Consider the following 17,643-nt stretch of genomic DNA (forward strand, 5'->3'; position numbering starts at 1 on the left):
GCGATAAAATCTTACGTGGCAGAAGGCAAATAACTGATGAAGCTCAATCACCCGCTTGTGCAAGCCAGGAAGAGCACATGGCGTATTGGCGGACGTTGCGTGAAAAAATAAATACATATTCTCAGATGAACGCGGCCATGGATAAACCGACAGCAGATGGACATTATCCTTCTCCACCCGATTTGGCGCCTGTTAACCCGAATCCCAACCGAAATAACATGTCCCGACACCACATGATGCTGGAACGTAATCAATGGCTGCATACATTCGGTGTTTCCCAAGAGTTTCCGGCGGCACGTGATAACGTGACCCTGAATTTTGTTGATATGATGTTAAGTGACCTGGTACAGAGAAAATACGGCCTGTCCCTGACGGCGCATCAACTTTCCAGAAAAACCTCCCTGCTTATTCTTTTTATGAAACACGACCGCAAAGGCATGCAGCCGACAACGCATATAAAAGAAGGGATCTATAGCGTCCGGCAGCTGTTGCTAAAGGAATTCTCTAACGCCATATTAAATATAGGTAATAATGCAAAAGAAGATAATGATTATATCATTATTAAAACTACCATTTTGGGATCTGATAAGGAAAATTTTCTCTCCTATCTGGAATTTATTATTAATGGTGACGCCATCACCCTGACGGCTGAGCTAGAACGGTTGCTTGAATACTTTGGTGCTAGTACGGATATCAGCGCCGCTTATATTACTATGGCTAAAAACCGGATGGTCGCGGCGTTGTTCCCATTTATGGCCAGCGACGCGGATCGTGATTTACGAAATATGATTGATCGCTGGATGGATGGACTGATAGGCGAGCGGCTGATCAGTGTGGCTACCCCTGAAGGCCGGTTCACTGTTCCGGGCATTGTCGCTATCGCCGAGCCAACAGGCGGGTTATTTATCTCCCTGGCAACGGGCAGAATTTATCTTTGGACTCCTGACGACGCATCCACCGCATTAAAGCACTTTATCGCCGGGCACCTCTCGATTCAACATAAAGCATGGCTAGAATCAACCAGTCTGACACCAAGGTTGAATAAGCCTGCCTGTATTTTAGAATCCACTATCGTGTTGATCAATCAGGTCAATATTTGGGAACGTTTAAGACATCTGGATATGGAAAAACTGGACGAGCATATTAGTTATAATGCTCTGGTTTCAACCAATCCAAACGACGCCGGCCCTGATGACGTGACACAACAGCGTTTACTGGCTGCAAGCAATGCCATTTCTCTGCTGGCGCTGTTTTTCAGCGGCGGTTCACCTGCGGGCTGCGCCGCCATGATACTGGGCGATATGCTGGCGGGTGCCGGTAGTGTTCTGCAACTGCAAAGCGCCGCCCGCGAACAGGACGCGCAAAGGCGCCAGAAGGGCTGGGAATCAGCCTTGTTAAGCATAGTGATTACCGGCATAACCGGCGCGGCGGATATCTATGGCGTGATAAAATCCTATGGTAGCCAGGGATACGCATTACTGCACGAGCAGGCGGGCAGGATCGGTGAATTGTTAAAGTCCGCCACCACCGCCACACAGGTGGCCGAGACTTTTACCAAAGGGGGAACACGCGATCGTATGGTCATGTTGGTTAAAGCGCTGGTAAATGAGGAAAAAGGTCGTTTAAATATCCTGGGAAATAACAACATTAAGGCGATGCTGCAAGTGTTTCAGCTATGTCGCCGGATAGATGATGAAACCTATCAATTTGCCAATGAACTTTATTTTTGGGATGAAAGTTCTAGTCCAAAAATAATTTTACGCGAAAGGGAGTCATTGCGTTTCATTCCCCCTGGCTATAAAGTTGCGGTAGTGGATAATTTAACCAATAAATTGACGCTATTATTGCTTAGTCTAGGTAACGACAGATTTGCCGGCTTTGGACTGCAAAAATTGGATCACTCTCTTTCCGCCTCGCAGTGGCAAGAAGTTGGCGGCGACGCCTTCATAATGAATAACCAGCAACTGATATTAAAGAATGGCAGGTCCGCCACCTTGTATGTTGAGGATTATAATGTGGTATCAACATCGACGTTAGACAAGGAAATTTTCAGTTATGATGATAATTTAGCCTTAAAGTTTCGTCGTTATTGCAATCGATTCAAATTTGAAGGGAATTTAAAACAAGCATTAAAAGGAGTGGAACGCTTTGCCATTAATCATGGATTTTATAATGTCCGTTATCGCGCACTATTTATTTTCGACCCAATTATAAATAGTGATGTTATTCGCCATTACTTGTTGGCCGCTAAATATAAAAATATAGATTATCTACTTGAGCCTAATGCTGAAAATTTACGGTTTATAAAACTGCCTGACATCGAAGATGTAGCGATTTTAACTGAGGATAAATGGACCCTGAGCTTTAAAAATTCCGGTTCCGCCGCTTTGATCACTTATAAAGACTTCGCTACGGAACAACTGGCTCAAGATTATCAGGAAAGTTTTATGATTAGCCGCGACAATGAACAATTATTATTGTCGCCGCCGGGTTTCAGTGAATTGCTGCAGCCGGCTACGCCGATAACGTTTTCAACTTTTTTATCGCATTATGATGGCGTGGAACAACAGTTATTGCTGCAAAAAAAAATACGTAAATCCATTATCAAAGATCAAACGTCTAAAAACAGTTATGAATTTATTATATCGGTTATGCAAAAAGCCGGACAGCTCACGCTTAATCAGAAGGATAATTTATTGGCAGCATATAAAAAAAACTCCCCAGAAGCGATGCTTGAGATTATACCACATCCCTTTCAGATCAGGACTTATAGCGACATGCTGCGTATTGAACCGGGAAAACTGGTTCGTTTTACTAATCTTCAAGACAGTTCAATCTCACATCTGATGCTCAGCGTGGGCAACGGCAGGTTTACCGGGATGAATAATAGCCTGCTGGATGCGGAACTCAGTGATGAAAAATGCATTTTGATTACTGAGCAATTGGGACATTTCAAGGACGATGCGTTAGTTACTTATAACCAATGTAAAAGCTTTATGGTTGAAAAAGGGGATTTTCCGCACTCAAGCCCGACAAGCAAAAGTATCATGGATATTGCCAAAGAACTTAGCGCTAAAAGTTCCAACGAAAAAACCAGTATCCGTTTTGCACTGGAAATTTTAATTGCCGCTAAACATCTTGTACCTCAGCAAGCTGATGCGCTGGAACGTTTGGCAAGGCTAATGATCGGAAAAATGGATGGTAATAGGATATCAATAATAAAGCTCAATAAATTTATGGTTATAGATAAGTATATTGACAATAACGCTCAGCTTGCCAATGTGGCTGCCGGAAAGTTGTTGGTTTTTTATACCGATGATAAAGATTTTCATATGATGGTCAGCTTGGGGGACGATCGTTTTGCGGGACTTAACAATGATTATATCAATAATATGCTGAGGAGTGATCAGAGGATAGTTTCTTCGCAAGAGATAGGGGATATCACTAACGGCAGAAGGATCAATGATCAAAAATCCTTTAAGGTTGTGGTCGGAGAGGGTAATTTAGAAAAAAACCGGATTTCAGCATTATTAGGGCCTGATGGTCGTATTGACTACGTTCGCAACGGGCTAAATAGCCTGCAAATGGAAATAAAGGCCCATGGCGCCCTGGCTTCCATCAATCATTACGACGCCGTTGAACTATCAAATATTATTCTTGGGTTACATCGCTCGCTGCACCCGGATCAGCCTATTAGCCATATCGAGCTGATCTCGTGCTTTGGCGCGTTAGGGGGACGGCGCTCTTCCGCGCAGATTATGGCCGACAGGCTGGGTGCCACGGTAGAAAGTTATCGCGGGGTGATTACCGACAGTAAATCGCGTAATCGGGGGACGGGAGTTATGTTTAAGCCGCAGCGTGGCTGCGGTATTGAACGGCGGCGGGATAACGAGCGCTGGCACCGGCGTATCCATGATTTCATCGAGGACGCTCTTAGCCTCATTGGAAATTTGCCATTCCAGCGCCACAGCAGGGCGGTTAGTGAAAACATTCCCTTCGGCATGGTGGTGATTGATGTGCTGCATTTTCTCAGGAAAGAAATCGGCGCGCAAACGCTGATGGCTTATTATCCCGGCCTGATGACGGCGGAATCCCTTTATCAGGCCAGCTTGCTGGCAAACCCCACCGGGGATGAGGAAACGCTTATCGCCGCCATGCTGACCATTTTTTATGGCAGCCGGACTATGAGCAACGCCCTGGATGCCTATATTTTGTCGCGGGAATATAAGGAGATGCCGGCGGGGACTCTCGTCGTGGACGGACAAGATTTACGCCATCCGCTGCATTGGCGGGATGTCCTGCCGTCGCTGGACACCTTCCGGCAGCTCCCCTCGATCGTTGTTTCCAGGAATCTGCTGAGCAAGAGCAATATTTATATCTCTTTAACGGACGATAAAGATCATTTGAGAGAATATCTCATCCGCCTGGGTAGTGAATGCCATCGCAAGACATTATGGCCACTTTTACTGGCTAATTTTTTCAAGGAAAAATCTGCTTTCTTTCCCATTATGGCGGGCGTCAGAGATCAGGATATTTTAAGCATGGGATTTGATTTCTCGCATTTTCATTTTTATCTAAATTCCTGGTTAAGGTCTGATTTCAGCCTGCAAATCGATATGACCACCGACGAACCCAGGCTTGATCCCATTCAGCCCGCGCACTATGTTCATTTTAGCGAAACAGGCGGAAGGCGTACCGATACGCGCGATGATATCGGATTAGGGCATTCCCTGTTGGTGGAACAAGTAGGGCGGCTCGCTTTGCAAATGAATGAGACGTTAATCGTTGACCGCCCCGGCGGGCCCGATGATGGTGAAAATAACGGTTCGACAATGTCCCCTTTGCCGTCAACGCCAAGGGTGGTCATCACACTGCTGGAAAACAGGGAAAGGCTGGTGATGTTGCAAAGGAATATTCCAAGCGAAATATTTTCCGACCAGGGAGAGATCGCTTTTTTTATTGCCACCGAAGTTAATAAATATACCGAAACCATTAAGCTTGGCGCCAAGGATCATCTGGATATTAGACCGGTAAAATCGAACAGCCGCAACTTTATCTATGGTGACCCGGGCATCCTGCAAAAAAGCTGGATATTGATCAATCTCATTCACAATGATTAACAGATGGCGGGTTTAATCCGGCGATCGGAAAAAACGGCCGGCATATTGCCGGCCGGATAGTGGGCGGATTACCGGCTTAACGGCCGGCGTTGCTGATTTCAGCCACCAGATAGTCGACGATAGCGCTGATTTTCATCATCTGCTTTTCGCCAATCCGGCGGTGTTTATATTCAATCTCTTCGCTGTCGAGATTGCGGTCGCCAATAACAATGGTGTGCGGTATGCCAATCAGCTCCATATCGGCGAACATGACGCCCGGGCGCTCCTTGCGATCGTCGAGCAATACGTCGATGCCTTTGGCGCGCAACGCGTTATAGATGCCTTCCGCCGCATCCTTGACCCGGAAGGATTTATGCATGTTCATCGGCAGGATGGCGACCTGGAACGGAGCAATGGCTTCTGGCCAGAGGATGCCGCGCTCATCGTGGTTTTGCTCAATCGCCGCCGCGACCACCCGGGAAATGCCGATACCGTAGCAGCCCATGGTCAAGGTTTGGTTACGGCCGTCCTCGCCCTGAACGGTGGCATTCATCGCCTGGGAATATTTGGCGCCCAGTTGAAAAATATGGCCGACTTCAATGCCGCGCTTAATCTGCAGCGTGCCCTTGCCGTCCGGGCTGACATCGCCTTCCACGACTTTGCGCAGATCGGCGGTTTCCGCCAGCGGCAGATCCCGTTCCCAGTTAATGCCGAAATAATGCTTGCCGTCGGTATTGGCGCCGGCGCTGAAATCGCTCATCGCCGCCACGCTGCGGTCAATCACCAGCGGAATCGGCAGGTTGACCGGCCCGAGGGAACCGGGGCCGGCGCCGACGGCCGCGCGAATTTCTTCTTCGCTGGCGAACTCAAGAGGGCTTGCCACCTGCGGCAGTTTCTCCGCCTTGATTTCATTAAGCTGATGATCGCCGCGTATCAGCAGTGCGACCAGCGCGTGGCCCGCCTCGTTATCGCCGTGAACGATCAGCGTCTTGACGGTTTTGCTCACCGGCAGGTTGAATTGTTCCACCAGTTCATTAATGGTCTTGGCGTTGGGCGTGTCCACCAGGCGCAGCTCTTCAGCCGGCTGCGCGCGCGGATGGGACGGGGCAACCGCTTCGGCCAGTTCGATATTGGCGGCGTAGTCCGAACCGCTGGCGAAAACAATATCGTCCTCGCCGCTGTCGGCCAGCACCTGGAACTCATGGGAGGCGTTGCCGCCGATGGAACCGGTATCCGCCTGTACGGCGCGGAAGTTCAGGCCGATACGATTGAAAATGGCGCTGTAGGCTTGGTACATGGCGTCGTAAGTCGCCTGCAGGGATTCCTGGCTGGTATGGAACGAGTAGGCGTCCTTCATCAAAAATTCGCGCGCGCGCATCACGCCAAAACGCGGGCGTACTTCGTCGCGGAATTTGGTCTGGATCTGGAAAAAATTCAGCGGCAGCTGTTTGTACGAACTGATTTCATTGCGCACCAGATCGGTAATCACTTCCTCATGGGTGGGGCCGAGCACGAACGGACGATCCCCGCGATCGACAAAACGCAGCAATTCCGGCCCGTACTGTTCCCAGCGTCCGCTCTCCTGCCATAGATCCGCCGGTTGCACCACCGGCATGGAAACCTCAATGGCGCCGGCGTTGTTCATCTCTTCACGCACGATGGCTTCGACTTTTCGCAGTACCCGCAGGCCGGTGGGCAGCCAGGTATACAGGCCGGATGCCAGCTTGCGGATCATCCCGGCGCGTAGCATCAGCTGATGGCTGATAACCTCGGCGTCGGCGGGGGTCTCCTTAAGGGTGGAGAGCAGATATTGAGTAGTACGCATGATAGTTGGGTTCCACAAGAACGGCTTAATGCCACAGGCTGCTTATCGGCAGCAAAGTATCAAAAGTGAATCAGTTTACCAGTGCAGGCGGGCGGCCAAAAGAGAGCAAATGGAAAAATCGCAAAAACCTGTCCGCGGCCGGTATGCGTTCGCCGGCGACGGCCGCTGATTACCGGCTCTCGCCTGCCGCGGCGCCGGGATAATCCTCGATCGACAGCACTTCGGTCACCTCGCCCAAGACACGCCAGCTGACATTAAAGGTCAGCAATAGCGCCGCGTAGGTGCGCTCGCCGTCGCGATCCCGGCGATAGGCTGGGCGCGGATCCTGCGCCAGCACATCGGTGAGGAACCGGCGCAAGTGGGGATAACGGCCCGCCAGCGCGGCCAGACGATGCTCCGCCGCTGTGGTAAAGGTTACCGCCATCGAAGCCGCGGGAGGATGCAGGGCGAAACCGGCCCGCGCCGCGGGGATGCTTTCGGCATAGGGCAGATAGGGTTTGATGTCCACCACCGGCGTGCCGTCCACCAAATCCAGGCTGCCCAGTTCCAGTATCACTTCCGCGCCCTGAAGGCGGATACCGCGCAGCGCCACCAGGGACATACCTATGGGGTTGGGGCGAAACGTTGAACGAGTGGCAAACACGCCGATACGGCTATTGCCGCCCAAGCGCGGGGGGCGCACCGTAGGATGCCAGCCCTGTTCCATCGTTTGGTGAAAGATAAACAGCAGCCAGATATGGCTGAACGCCTCCAGCCCGCGCACGGCGTCCGGCTGGTTATAGGGCGCCAGCAGCCGCAGTTCGCCGGTACCGTCCGGCACCAGTCCCGGCTGGCGGGGAACGGCAAATTTTTCTTTATAGGGCGAATGGATTACGCCGATTTGCCGCAGGGGGTAGGCGCTCATTGCGAAACTTTCAACGCCGTGCCCTGGCAAACGGCCTGCTGATAGCATCCCGCCACCGCCCGCACCGTTTCACACTGGTGCAGCAATACCGCGTTGCCCTTCATATACGCCGCGCGCATCTGCATTTCCTTGCGCGCCGCGGGCAGGCTTGGCGGTGGATCCTGCAAGCTCACCTGGCAGGTGGAGCCATACACTTCGCCCAGATCGCGGAACGGTTTACCGACCAGCTCTTCGGCGGATTTATACAGTTTGGCCGGCTGCGGGCGCGCGGGGGCCTTGTGGGCGGGCGGCGCGCTCTTGAACGGAGAGACGGGTGCGGCCTGGGTCGTCGTGGACGAAGGGGGCGTATGGACCCATGCACACCCCGTCAACGAGAGCACCAAAATACATCCAGGTAAAGCACGCATACATTTTCCTCTGATTATTTTTATTTCAACGGCGCTATTGAATCAATCTACGGCATAAATAACAAGACGGGCCGTAGCCCGTCTGGTCAAAAACGCACGTTATCAATGTATAAAGATTACCAGCCTTTAACGGCGCCGCCATTGAAGACTTTATTGGCGGCATCGTTAACTTCATCGGATTCATATGCCTGCACGAATTTTTTTACATTTTCGGCATTTTTATTATCTTCGCGGGCCACGATCAGATTGACGTAGGGAGATTCCTTATCTTCCACGAACAGGCCGTCTTTCGCCGGGGTCAAGCCAATCTGGCTGGCATAGGTGGTGTTGATAATCGCCAGGGCAATTTGCTGATCGTCCAGGGAGCGCGGCAATTGCGGCGCTTCCAGTTCAACCAGTTTCAGGTTTTTCGGGTTGCCGACCACATCCAGCGCGGTTGGCTGCAGGCCGACGCCGTCCTTAAGGGTGATCAGGCCCACTTTCTGCAGCAGCAGCAAGGAACGGCCCAGATTGGTCGGGTCATTGGGCAGGGCTACCTGTGAGCCTGGCTTCAGTTCATCCAGGGATTTGATTTGTTTTGAATAACCGGCAATCGGATACACAAAGGTATTGCCCACGGGCGTTAGCTTATAACCGCGATCCTTGATTTGCTGATCAAGATAAGGTTTGTGCTGGAAGGCATTGGCGTCGATATCGCCTTTGCTCAACGCTTCGTTAGGCAGCACGTAATCGTTGAAGGTGACCAGCTCGACATCCAGACCATATTTTTCCTTCGCCACTTTTTGCGCCACTTCGGCAACCTGCTGTTCCGCGCCGACAATCACGCCGACCTTGATATGGTTTGGATCTTTTTCTTCCTGCCCGCAGCCTGCCAATGCCAGGGAACCGATCAACGCGCTGACGGTAGCCAGAGTTTTTATTTTAGAAAACATATCCCTTTCCTCTTGTGGATAAAGTTGCCGCAATGAAACGCCGGAATGGCAGTTTCATTATTGACTATTTATGGGTAACGGCTTTGACGATTCTATCGCCGCCGATTTGTATTAAAAACACCAGGATAACTAATAACGCCAAGACAATATTCATGATGGTCGCGTTATAACCGATATACCCGTACTGGATACCGATTTGACCCAGGCCGCCGGCGCCCACCGCCCCCCCCATGGCGGAATAGCCCACCAGGGTGATAAGCGTGATGGTGGCGGCGTTCACCAGGCCAGGCAGCGCTTCCGGCAACAGAACCTTGCGGATAATCTGCAGCGGCGTGGCGCCCATGGCGCGCGAGGCTTCAATCAGGCCGGCCGGGATCTCCAGCAGGGCGTTCTCCACCATGCGGGCGATAAACGGAGCGGCGCCGACGGTCAATGGGACAATCGCCGCCTGCAGGCCGATTGACGTGCCGACAATCATGCGGGTAAAGGGGATCATCCACACCAGCAGGATAATAAAAGGAATGGAGCGAAAGATATTCACCAGCGCCGAGGTTGTGCGATAGACCTTGCCGTTTTCGATAATCTGCCCGGGCCGGCTGATATACAGCAATACGCCGATGGGCAGTCCCACGACGAACCCCAGGAAACCGGAGACAAATGTCATCATCAGTGTTTCCCAGATTCCCTTGGCGAATAACGCCACCATGGCTTCAGACATAACCCAGTACCTCTACTTTAACGTGCTGCTGCTGCAAAAAGGCGATGGCGTCACGGGAATTTTGTTCATCCCCGGCCATTTCCGTCAGCATAATGCCGAACTTAACCCCACCGGCATAATCCATCTGCGCGCTGATTATATTATTGTTGACGTTAAAACGCCGGGCGGCCTCGGATAATAACGGCGCATCCACCGACTGCCCGGTAAACTCCAGCTGCAGAATGGGGATTTTACCCGCCGACGGCGCGTCGGTCATGCGCTCGCGATAGTCGTCCGGTATATCCAGATGCAGGGTGGACTTGATGAATTGCTGGGCCAGCGGCGTTTTGGGATGCGAAAACATTTCGCTCACGGTGTCCTGTTCGATCAATTCACCCTGGCTTATTACCGCCACCTGATCGCAGATGCGCTTCACCACGTCCATTTCATGCGTAATTAACAAAATGGTCAGGCCGAGGCGGCGATTGATATCCTTCAGCAAAGCCAAAATAGAACGGGTGGTGGCCGGATCCAGGGCGCTGGTGGCTTCATCGCACAGCAGCACCTTGGGGTTGCTGGCCAGCGCCCGGGCAATGGCGACCCGCTGTTTCTGGCCGCCGGACAGGTTGGCCGGATAGGCGTCGGCCTTATCCTCAAGCCCGACCAGGGTCAGCAGCTCATTGACCCGCGCGGTGATATCGCGCCTGGATAATTTATCCAATTCCAGCGGCAGGGCGATATTGCCGGACACGGTGCGCGAGGACAGCAAATTAAAATGCTGAAATATCATGCCGATTTGCCGGCGGGCGGCAATAAGCTGACGCTCAGGCAGGTTGGTAAGATCTTTACCATCGACCAGCACCGTACCCCTGGTGGGACGTTCCAATAAATTTACGCAACGGATAAGCGTGCTTTTACCGGCGCCGGAAGCGCCGATAACGCCATAAATCTGACCTGGCGCAACGTGCAGGGAAACATCCGACAGGGCATTAATAGTCAGGGCGCCCTGCGAATATTGCTTGGTAATATGAGAGAGTGTGATCATGCTTTTTTAGGGTTACTGGTTACCTGTTGCGAGAATAAATGGCACCTTTACGATATCCGCAGATATCAGCGTGCGTGGATGTTAGGGCGTCTAGACGGCTAAGTCAACTGGGTTTCATTTTCTCCGTTTCTCTTCGCCCGATAAAACATGCGATACTGGGCGCCGTTTATGTTGTCAGGAGCCAATCAGTGACACAGCCTGTCCCAGCTATATTTTTAGACCGCGATGGTACCATTAATGTCGATCACGGTTATGTACATGAGATCGATGAATTTCAATTTATCGACGGTGTTATCGATGCCATGCGGGAATTGAAAACCATGGGATTCGCCCTGGTGGTGGTGACGAACCAGTCCGGTATTGCACGGGGTAAATTTACCGAAGATCAGTTTATGCGCCTAACCGAGTGGATGGATTGGTCGCTGGCCGATCGCGACGTGGAATTGGACGGCATCTATTTCTGCCCGCATCATCCCGACGGCGTGGAAGGGGAATACCGCCAGGATTGCGACTGCCGCAAACCCAAACCCGGCATGCTGCTCGATGCGCAGCAGTTCCTGAATATCGATATGGCGGCCTCCTATATAGTAGGTGATAAGGCCGAAGACATGCTGGCGGGGCAAGCCGCGGGCGTCGGCGCCAAAGTGCTGGTGCGCAGCGGCAAGCCGCTGGACGAAAAGGCCCAGGCCCTGGCGGATTGGGTGATAGACAGTCTTGCGCAACTACCGGCTGCCATTAAACAGCATGCAAAAGGTGCATAACGGTTAGATTTTAACCGGTCGGTTAAAATGACGTTTTTTTTACTTGCCATTTTTCCGTACCCCCCTATAATGCGCCTCCATCGACCGGTAACGTGAGCAGTATCACACTCTACCGGAAACGAGTCAGAAGACAGGCCGAACGGGCTTGACACTGAAAGAGGAAAGCGTAATATACGCCACCTCGCGCCAGACTGATTACAGCGGCGCACTGCTCTTTAACAATTTATCAGACAATCTGTGTGGGCACTCACAAGACCGTATCGAAACACAAAAATACCAAGTCTTGAAGAGTGAACAAACAGTTAATTCATAAGATTAACAGTATGACAATCTTTGAGCATCAAGCTTTTAATTGAAGAGTTTGATCATGGCTCAGATTGAACGCTGGCGGCAGGCCTAACACATGCAAGTCGAGCGGCAGCGGGAAGTAGCTTGCTACTTTGCCGGCGAGCGGCGGACGGGTGAGTAATGTCTGGGGATCTGCCTGATGGTGGGGGATAACTACTGGAAACGGTAGCTAATACCGCATAACGTCGCAAGACCAAAGTGGGGGACCTTCGGGCCTCACGCCATCGGATGAACCCAGATGGGATTAGCTAGTAGGTGAGGTAATGGCTCACCTAGGCGACGATCCCTAGCTGGTCTGAGAGGATGACCAGCCACACTGGAACTGAGACACGGTCCAGACTCCTACGGGAGGCAGCAGTGGGGAATATTGCACAATGGGCGCAAGCCTGATGCAGCCATGCCGCGTGTGTGAAGAAGGCCTTCGGGTTGTAAAGCACTTTCAGCGGGGAGGAAGGCGACAAGGTTAATAACCTTGTTGATTGACGTTACCCGCAGAAGAAGCACCGGCTAACTCCGTGCCAGCAGCCGCGGTAATACGGAGGGTGCGAGCGTTAATCGGAATTACTGGGCGTAAAGCGTACGCAGGCGGTCTGTTAAGTCAGATGTGAAATCCCCGGGCTTAACCCGGGAACTGCATTTGAAACTGGCAGGCTAGAGTCTCGTAGAGGGGGGTAGAATTCCAGGTGTAGCGGTGAAATGCGTAGAGATCTGGAGGAATACCGGTGGCGAAGGCGGCCCCCTGGACGAAGACTGACGCTCAGGTACGAAAGCGTGGGGAGCAAACAGGATTAGATACCCTGGTAGTCCACGCTGTAAACGATGTCGATTTGAAGGTTGTGGCCTTGAGCCGTGGCTTTCGGAGCTAACGCGTTAAATCGACCGCCTGGGGAGTACGGCCGCAAGGTTAAAACTCAAATGAATTGACGGGGGCCCGCACAAGCGGTGGAGCATGTGGTTTAATTCGATGCAACGCGAAGAACCTTACCTACTCTTGACATCCAGAGAAGTTTGCAGAGATGCGAATGTGCCTTCGGGAACTCTGAGACAGGTGCTGCATGGCTGTCGTCAGCTCGTGTTGTGAAATGTTGGGTTAAGTCCCGCAACGAGCGCAACCCTTATCCTTTGTTGCCAGCACGTAATGGTGGGAACTCAAAGGAGACTGCCGGTGACAAACCGGAGGAAGGTGGGGATGACGTCAAGTCATCATGGCCCTTACGAGTAGGGCTACACACGTGCTACAATGGCGCATACAAAGAGAAGCGAACTCGCGAGAGTAAGCGGACCTCACAAAGTGCGTCGTAGTCCGGATTGGAGTCTGCAACTCGACTCCATGAAGTCGGAATCGCTAGTAATCGTGGATCAGAATGCCACGGTGAATACGTTCCCGGGCCTTGTACACACCGCCCGTCACACCATGGGAGTGGGTTGCAAAAGAAGTAGGTAGCTTAACCTTCGGGAGGGCGCTTACCACTTTGTGATTCATGACTGGGGTGAAGTCGTAACAAGGTAACCGTAGGGGAACCTGCGGTTGGATCACCTCCTTACCGAAATAGATACTAGATTGTGTAGTGTCCACACAGATTGTCTGATAACTGTAATGAGCAAACAGCTCGTATGGTTTTTTGTCATGCCCTCTTCCTGAATGTTAAGGCAGGGTTGATAAAAAACGGTGGCATAAGAATTCGTTGCCTATTGACGACAACTTATCTCACAAACGCACTCCTGTCCCCTTCGTCTAGTGGCCTAGGACACTGCCCTTTCACGGCGGTAACAGGGGTTCGAACCCCCTAGGGGACGCCAAACTCTTTTTCATACGACCTGTTAACCAAACCAGACCCGCCTTTATTGTCTGATGATTTCAGAGCACATTGTTACGCAACCGCGTATCAGTATGCTGCGAAATACATGCTCTTTAACAATCCGGAACAAGCTGAAAATTTGAAAAAAAACATGCTGAGCAAAATCAGTATGCGATTCTCTCAAAGCAAGCAAACCTAATGATTGCCGTGTCGATGGCAATCTCTGTAGCCCAGGCGAGGGTTTACTCTCACCAGGGTGAGACTGTGCGAACAGTGTCAGGGCAAGGCGCACGGCGCGCAGCCAGCGGAGTGGACTCAATGTCCATGAGCATGGCGAGCACCGCGCAACGATGCCCTGGCAGTGTGCAGCCAGTCGCAACACAGACACTTTAGGGTTGTGAGGTTAAGTGAATAAGCGTACACGGTGGATGCCTAGGCAGTCAGAGGCGATGAAGGACGTGCTAATCCGCGAAATGCGCCGGTGAGCTGATATGAAGCGCTATCAGCCGGCGATGTCCGAATGGGGAAACCCAGTGCAATTCGTTGCACTATCATTACGTGAATCCATAGCGTATTGAGGCGAACCGGGGGAACTGAAACATCTCAGTACCCCGAGGAAAAGAAATCAACCGAGATTCCCCTAGTAGCGGCGAGCGAACGGGGAACAGCCCAGAGTCACCATCAGCATTTGCATCAGGAGAACGGTCTGGAAAGTCCGGCAACACAGGGTGATAGCCCCGTATCCGAAGGTGCAAGTGCTGTGAGCTCGATGAGTAGGGCGGGACACGTGATATCCTGTCTGAAGATGGGGGGACCATCCTCCAAGGCTAAATACTCCTGACTGACCGATAGTGAACCAGTACCGTGAGGGAAAGGCGAAAAGAACCCCGGCGAGGGGAGTGAAATAGAACCTGAAACCGTGTACGTACAAGCAGTGGGAGCCTTGATTTATCAGGGTGACTGCGTACCTTTTGTATAATGGGTCAGCGACTTATATTCTGTAGCAAGGTTAACCGAATAGGGGAGCCGTAGGGAAACCGAGTCTTAACTGGGCGTTAAGTTGCAGGGTATAGACCCGAAACCCGGTGATCTAGCCATGGGCAGGTTGAAGGTTGGGTAACACTAACTGGAGGACCGAACCGACTAATGTTGAAAAATTAGCGGATGACTTGTGGCTGGGGGTGAAAGGCCAATCAAACCGGGAGATAGCTGGTTCTCCCCGAAAGCTATTTAGGTAGCGCCTCGTGAATTCATCTTCGGGGGTAGAGCACTGTTTCGGCTAGGGGTCCACCCCGGATTACCAACCCGATGCAAACTGCGAATACCGAAGAATGTTACCACGGGAGACACACGGCGGGTGCTAACGTCCGTCGTGAAGAGGGAAACAACCCAGACCGCCAGCTAAGGTCCCAAAGTCATGGTTAAGTGGGAAACGATGTGGGAAGGCATAGACAGCCAGGATGTTGGCTTAGAAGCAGCCATCATTTAAAGAAAGCGTAATAGCTCACTGGTCGAGTCGGCCTGCGCGGAAGATGTAACGGGGCTAAACCATGCACCGAAGCTGCGGCAGCGATACCTTCGGGTATTGTTGGGTAGGGGAGCGTTCTGTAAGCCTGCGAAGGTGGCCTGTGAGGGCTGCTGGAGGTATCAGAAGTGCGAATGCTGACATAAGTAACGATAAAGCGGGTGAAAAGCCCGCTCGCCGGAAGACCAAGGGTTCCTGTCCAACGTTAATCGGGGCAGGGTGAGTCGACCCCTAAGGCGAGGCCGAAAGGCGTAGTCGATGGGAAACAGGTTAATATTCCTGTACTGGGTGTGACTGCGAAGGGGGGACGGAGAAAGCTAGGTTCGCCGGGCGACGGTTGTCCCGGTTTAAGCGTGAAGGTGGAAAGAGCAGGTAAATCCGCTCTTTTATTCAACACTGAGGCGTGATAACGAGCCACTACGGTGGTGAAGGAATTGATGCTACGCTTCCAGGAAAAGCCTCTAAGCTCCAGGTCACATCGAATCGTACCCCAAACCGACACAGGTGGTCAGGTAGAGAATACCAAGGCGCTTGAGAGAACTCGGGTGAAGGAACTAGGCAAAATGGTGCCGTAACTTCGGGAGAAGGCACGCTGGCATTAGGTGGAGGGACTTGCTCCCCGAGCTGAAGCCAGTCGCAGATACCAGCTGGCTGCAACTGTTTATTAAAAACACAGCACTGTGCAAACACGAAAGTGGACGTATACGGTGTGACGCCTGCCCGGTGCCGGAAGGTTAATTGATGGGGTTATCCGTAAGGAGAAGCTCTTGATCGAAGCCCCGGTAAACGGCGGCCGTAACTATAACGGTCCTAAGGTAGCGAAATTCCTTGTCGGGTAAGTTCCGACCTGCACGAATGGCGTAATGATGGCCAGGCTGTCTCCACCCGAGACTCAGTGAAATTGAACTCGCTGTGAAGATGCAGTGTACCCGCGGCAAGACGGAAAGACCCCGTGAACCTTTACTATAGCTTGACACTGAACATTGAGCCTTGATGTGTAGGATAGGTGGGAGGCTTTGAAGTGTGGACGCCAGTCTGCATGGAGCCAACCTTGAAATACCACCCTTTAATGTTTGATGTTCTAACTCCGGCCCATAATCTGGGTCGAGGACAGTGTCTGGTGGGTAGTTTGACTGGGGCGGTCTCCTCCTAAAGAGTAACGGAGGAGCACGAAGGTTAGCTAATCACGGTCGGACATCGTGAGGTTAGTGCAAAGGCATAAGCTAGCTTGACTGCGAGAGTGACGGCTCGAGCAGGTGCGAAAGCAGGTCTTAGTGATCCGGTGGTTCTGAATGGAAGGGCCATCGCTCAACGGATAAAAGGTACTCCGGGGATAACAGGCTGATACCGCCCAAGAGTTCATATCGACGGCGGTGTTTGGCACCTCGATGTCGGCTCATCACATCCTGGGGCTGAAGTAGGTCCCAAGGGTATGGCTGTTCGCCATTTAAAGTGGTACGCGAGCTGGGTTTAGAACGTCGTGAGACAGTTCGGTCCCTATCTGCCGTGGGCGTTGGAAGATTGAGAGGGGCTGCTCCTAGTACGAGAGGACCGGAGTGGACGCACCACTGGTGTTCGGGTTGTCATGCCAATGGCATTGCCCGGTAGCTACGTGCGGAAGAGATAACCGCTGAAAGCATCTAAGCGGGAAACTTGCCTCGAGATGAGTCTTCCCTGTGGCTTTAAGCCACCTGAAGGGACGTTAAAGACGATGACGTTGATAGGTCGGGTGTGTAAGCGCAGCGATGCGTTGAGCTAACCGATACTAATGACCCGTGAGGCTTAACCTTACAACACCTAAAGTGTTTGACGCAAAGAGAGCGTCGCCCCCAGGGGTGGCGAGAGAATTTTCAGCGAAGTTCCGGATAAAGGCCGATGGTCATCAGAAGCAGGATGACGGTTGGTAAACGAATTTGCCTGGCGGCACTAGCGCGGTGGTCCCACCTGACCCCATGCCGAACTCAGCAGTGAAACGCCGTAGCGCCGATGGTAGTGTGGGGTCTCCCCATGCGAGAGTAGGGAACTGCCAGGCATCCAATTGACGAAGCCCTCTGTGAAAACAGAGGGCTTTTTCATGTGCGTAACCCTGGCAGTTCGCTACTCGAGTAAGAGAGTAGGACAACAGGCGGAGCCTGTTGAACGCCGCTTGCGGCGGCCCGCAGGGTGCCTGACGCAGTCAGGCATCAACTGCCAGGCATCCCATTGACGAAGCCCTCTGTGAAAACAGAGGGCTTTTTCATGTGCGTAACCCTGGCGGTTCGCTACCCGGGCGCGAGAGTCGGACCACCGGCAACGCCGGTG

At 52.2% G+C, this 17,643-nt stretch carries 8 protein-coding genes, 1 tRNA gene and 3 rRNA genes; 6 read left to right on the forward strand and 6 right to left on the reverse strand.

The features are described from left to right. Positions 1-77 precede the first annotated feature (77 nt). The gene (locus ACL2XG_RS21265) at positions 78-5,120 is read left to right on the forward strand and encodes a hypothetical protein (protein ID WP_413721322.1); all 5,043 of its coding nucleotides are present in this window, start codon (positions 78-80) and stop codon (positions 5,118-5,120) included. A 76-nt stretch (positions 5,121-5,196) separates the two neighbouring features. Here ACL2XG_RS21265 and proS read toward each other — a convergent pair whose 3' ends face one another. The 6 genes from proS to metN form a co-directional block, all read right to left on the reverse strand. Next, a complete protein-coding gene (gene proS, locus ACL2XG_RS21270) occupies positions 5,197-6,924 on the reverse strand; it encodes a proline--tRNA ligase (protein ID WP_413721321.1) in 1,728 nt (575 codons plus the stop codon). 169 nt (positions 6,925-7,093) lie between these two features. Next, complete coding sequence (tsaA, locus tag ACL2XG_RS21275) at positions 7,094-7,828, reverse strand: tRNA (N6-threonylcarbamoyladenosine(37)-N6)-methyltransferase TrmO (RefSeq protein WP_413721320.1); 735 nt, start codon at positions 7,826-7,828, stop codon at positions 7,094-7,096. Continuing rightward, on the reverse strand, positions 7,825-8,235 hold the full coding sequence (rcsF, locus tag ACL2XG_RS21280; protein ID WP_410013740.1) for an Rcs stress response system protein RcsF: 411 nt from the start codon (positions 8,233-8,235) through the stop codon (positions 7,825-7,827). The genes tsaA and rcsF overlap by 4 nt, the downstream gene beginning before the upstream one ends. A 116-nt stretch (positions 8,236-8,351) precedes the next feature. Next, on the reverse strand, positions 8,352-9,167 hold the full coding sequence (locus ACL2XG_RS21285) for a MetQ/NlpA family lipoprotein (RefSeq protein WP_410013741.1): 816 nt from the start codon (positions 9,165-9,167) through the stop codon (positions 8,352-8,354). Between the two features lie 64 nt (positions 9,168-9,231). Next, positions 9,232-9,885, reverse strand: a complete 654-nt coding sequence (locus ACL2XG_RS21290; RefSeq protein ID WP_410013742.1) for a methionine ABC transporter permease MetI — start codon at positions 9,883-9,885, stop codon at positions 9,232-9,234. Further along, the gene (gene metN, locus ACL2XG_RS21295) at positions 9,878-10,909 is read right to left on the reverse strand and encodes a methionine ABC transporter ATP-binding protein MetN (protein WP_410013743.1); all 1,032 of its coding nucleotides are present in this window, start codon (positions 10,907-10,909) and stop codon (positions 9,878-9,880) included. Before metN ends, ACL2XG_RS21290 begins: the two co-directional genes overlap by 8 nt. Positions 10,910-11,097: 188 nt before the next feature. Here metN and gmhB point away from each other — a divergent pair, with 188 nt between their 5' ends. From gmhB to rrf, 5 genes are all read left to right on the forward strand, one after another. Beyond that, the gene (gmhB, locus tag ACL2XG_RS21300) at positions 11,098-11,670 is read left to right on the forward strand and encodes a D-glycero-beta-D-manno-heptose 1,7-bisphosphate 7-phosphatase (protein WP_410013744.1); all 573 of its coding nucleotides are present in this window, start codon (positions 11,098-11,100) and stop codon (positions 11,668-11,670) included. A 349-nt stretch (positions 11,671-12,019) separates the two neighbouring features. Next, positions 12,020-13,562 (forward strand): 16S ribosomal RNA (locus tag ACL2XG_RS21305). A 180-nt stretch (positions 13,563-13,742) separates the two neighbouring features. Next, positions 13,743-13,818, forward strand: a tRNA-Glu gene (locus ACL2XG_RS21310). A gap of 400 nt (positions 13,819-14,218) precedes the next feature. Continuing rightward, positions 14,219-17,132 (forward strand): 23S ribosomal RNA (locus tag ACL2XG_RS21315). Positions 17,133-17,258: 126 nt separating this feature from the next. Beyond that, positions 17,259-17,374, forward strand: a 5S ribosomal RNA gene (gene rrf, locus ACL2XG_RS21320). The 16S, 23S and 5S rRNA genes sit together here with 1 tRNA gene alongside, the layout of an rRNA operon. Positions 17,375-17,643 lie beyond the last annotated feature (269 nt).

This window comes from Sodalis sp. RH24, from assembly GCF_047324145.1.
Taxonomy (GTDB): Bacteria; Pseudomonadota; Gammaproteobacteria; order Enterobacterales; family Enterobacteriaceae; genus Acerihabitans.